At 38.9% G+C, this 3,015-nt stretch carries 2 protein-coding genes; both read left to right on the top strand.

All coding sequences use genetic code 11. From position 1 onward, the window contains the following. Window positions 1-802: 802 nt before the first annotated feature. Window positions 803-2,224 (top strand): exodeoxyribonuclease I, encoded by a 1,422-nt coding sequence (sbcB, locus tag E5A76_RS19215; protein ID WP_161119901.1) that lies wholly within the window; start codon window positions 803-805, stop codon window positions 2,222-2,224. Window positions 2,225-2,487: 263 nt separating this feature from the next. Continuing rightward, a complete protein-coding gene (locus tag E5A76_RS19210; protein WP_161119900.1) occupies window positions 2,488-3,012 on the top strand; it encodes a hypothetical protein in 525 nt (174 codons plus the stop codon). Window positions 3,013-3,015: the final 3 nt, after the last annotated feature.

Below are 3,015 nucleotides of genomic sequence, written 5' to 3'. Positions count from 1 at the left end.
TAATACATCAGATATAATTAAAAATTCATCATCACCTTTATTTTTAAATTTATCACTTTCAAATAATAAAAATTCAATCATATTGTCGTATTCATTTCCATCTAAATATATTTTAATTTGTTTCATGACCATTTTCATAAAATAACTTTACCTTAATAATTAATATGCTCAAAATGCATGTTAAAAAATACCAAATAATAAGAATATTTAAACCCCCTCCGTCTCCCCTCATGGAGGCGATCCTAACCAAATACCCTCTTTCCCAAACTGTCTTCAACAATGTACTCGCTCGGAAATCTGTTCTGCTGCTACCATTTCACCAGACATAATTAACTGCAGAACTTTTAACTGAGTTTTACTCAATTTAATTAAACAACTTGATGAGGTACTACACATCCAGCCCAATCAAATCAGCGTTGATTTATTCTTTTTTGTATAAATCTGTATCATCCGCTGAAGTTCATAATAAGAAGGGACTTCAAGCCAGTCTGAATAAGGAATTATCGATAATTAGATGTTGAATCGAGACAGGTTACTCACCTTAAATCTATATCAATTGGTTAAGTTTCTATGAACAACTTTTTCATTTAATCAATATTATTCATACTAATTAATCTTCCCTCCCGCCTTGCCTCTTACCTCATAAATACGTGATACTTAGAGCTATATAAGCTTAAGTCATCAGGCTTGAGTATTTGCTACTAGATATTCGATAAATTGCTGAATTTATAAGCAGTTTTTCACAACAAGCCATTGCTTAGAAAACACGCAAAATAATAACACCAATGGCTATGGATGATTTATGAACGATAAGAACCAAGCAACGCTTTATTGGATTGACTACGAGACCTTTGGTGCAAGTCCTGCTAATGATCGCCCGTGTCAGTTTGCAGGTGTCCGTACCGATATGGACATGAATATCATTGGTGAGCCACTCGTTATTTACTGTAAGCCACCAGCCGATTACCTGCCTTCGCCTGAAGCATGTTTAATTACCGGTATTACGCCACAAGAAGCAATGGAAAAAGGCTTATCAGAGCCTGAATTTATTGAAGCCATTCATGCTGAACTGTCTAAACCCAATACGTGTGTGATTGGTTATAACAACGTGCGTTTCGATGATGAAGTGACACGTTACACCCTCTATCGTAACTTCTTCGACCCGTATGCATGGGCTTGGCAAAACGGTAATTCGCGTTGGGACTTGCTCGATATTATGCGTACTTGTTATGCGCTACGTCCTGATGGTTTGAACTGGCCTTTGGATGATGAAGATCGTCCGAGCTTTAAACTTGAAAAGCTTTCTGTTGCTAACGGTATCGAACACGCCAATGCTCACGATGCGATGGCTGATGTTTATGCGACCATTGAGTTAGCAAAAATCGTTAAAACCAATCAACCTAAGTTATTTGATTACCTGTTTAATCTTCGCCATAAGCGTAAGCTGCAAGATCTGATTGATATTGTTAACTTAACGCCATTAGTGCATATCTCTGGCATGTTTGGTACTGATTGCGGCAACACAAGCTGGATTGTGCCGCTGGCATGGCATCCTGATAATAAGAATGCGGTGATCACGGTAAACCTTGCGCTTGATCCTACCCCATTAATCGAACTTGATGCTGACCAACTACGTGAGCGTTTATACACCAAACGTATTGATCTAGCGCCAGATGAACTACCTGTTCCTATTAAAGAAGTGCATTTGAATAAGTGTCCAGTGCTTGCCCCTGCTAAAACATTAAAAGCAGAAGATGCTGCACGTTTGGGTATTGATCGTGAGCAATGCTTAAAGCACTTAGCGCTTATTAAGCAACATCCTGAGATCCGCGAAAAAGTGATCGAGATGTTTAGCGTTAAACGTGAATATGATGCCAATGATAACGTTGATGCCATGCTGTATGACGGTTTCTTCTCAACCGCAGATCGCTCTACGATGGATATCATTCGTGAAACGCCAGCCGATCAACTTGGTTCGCTTGAAATTAATGTCGATGATAAGCGTATCAAGCCGTTGTTATTCCGCTACCGTGCACGTAACTTCCCGATGACACTCAGTTATGAAGAGCAAGTACGCTGGAAACACCATTGCCAAGATTTCTTTGAAGCTAACATGCCTAAGTACATGGAGAACTTTGAAGCCGTGGCCTATGAGTATGAATCTGACGAGAATAAGATGAAGATCTTAAAGTCGCTGTACGATTACGTTTCTAAGCTGGTGTAAGGGTTTTTACCCATTTTGCTTTATCTTTAAAACCTCGTTTGTAATAGAAGTCTATTGCCTTGTTTTCCAATGAAAGCAAGTAAATAGGCTTCTTTTTTTTGAGATTTCAAGGCAGTGATTTATTTGCCGATTACCCTATTCACGTTAACACTTAATAGCAAAGAGCGATAAAAAACCTACCAAGTTGGCATTTTCAACCATAATAAAAGTTATCGTTTATGCGAAATACTGAAAACGCATTGTGGTAACGATAGGTGTGCTATATGGCAACGCAAACCTTATTGAAATGTTATAGCTACGAGAAGTTAGATTTTTTTCCGGAGAAGCATTTGCTTCTTTGGCGTGATGATACCCGAACCTTACTCACCCGTGAGGAATCACGCTTGCTAGAGATCTTATGTTTGTTCGCTGGTGAAGTGATCAATGCCGATTCGTTATACCGTAAAACTTTTACTTCGCTTGATGCCTTTGAAGAAACCAGTGATCACAGTTATGACATTAATCTATTAATGGTTTCGCTAACAGGAAAGTTACAATGTAACGGAGAAATGGCGATCCCTATCCATGTTGTGCCTCATTTTGGTTTTCGGGTGCCGCTTCCTACCAAAACATCACGTAAGCAATCTGTTGTGCTCAATCCATCTTCTCCCAAGATCTCCCCACCACCGAATACCCACACCTATGAATATTCATGGTTTAAAACCATTGTGACTGATTTTATTTGGTTAAAAGTATCCATTTTGCTATCGCTGGCTGCCGTTATTGGTCTATTGTTGTGGAATTCATAAACA

The sequence above is a fragment of the Photobacterium lucens genome (assembly GCF_009873615.1).
GTDB classification, from domain to species: Bacteria; Pseudomonadota; Gammaproteobacteria; order Enterobacterales; family Vibrionaceae; genus Photobacterium; species Photobacterium lucens.
The sequence above is the reverse complement of the archived record's forward strand: the minus strand, read 5'-3'. Positions and strand labels throughout refer to the sequence as shown.

Excerpts from the sequence above, each read along its gene's own strand:
- sbcB (WP_161119901.1), top strand. The coding sequence starts at position 803 with ATGAACGATAAGAACCAAGCAACGCTTTATTGGATTGACTACGAGACC.
- E5A76_RS19210 (WP_161119900.1), top strand. The coding sequence starts at position 2,488 with ATGGCAACGCAAACCTTATTGAAATGTTATAGCTACGAGAAGTTAGAT.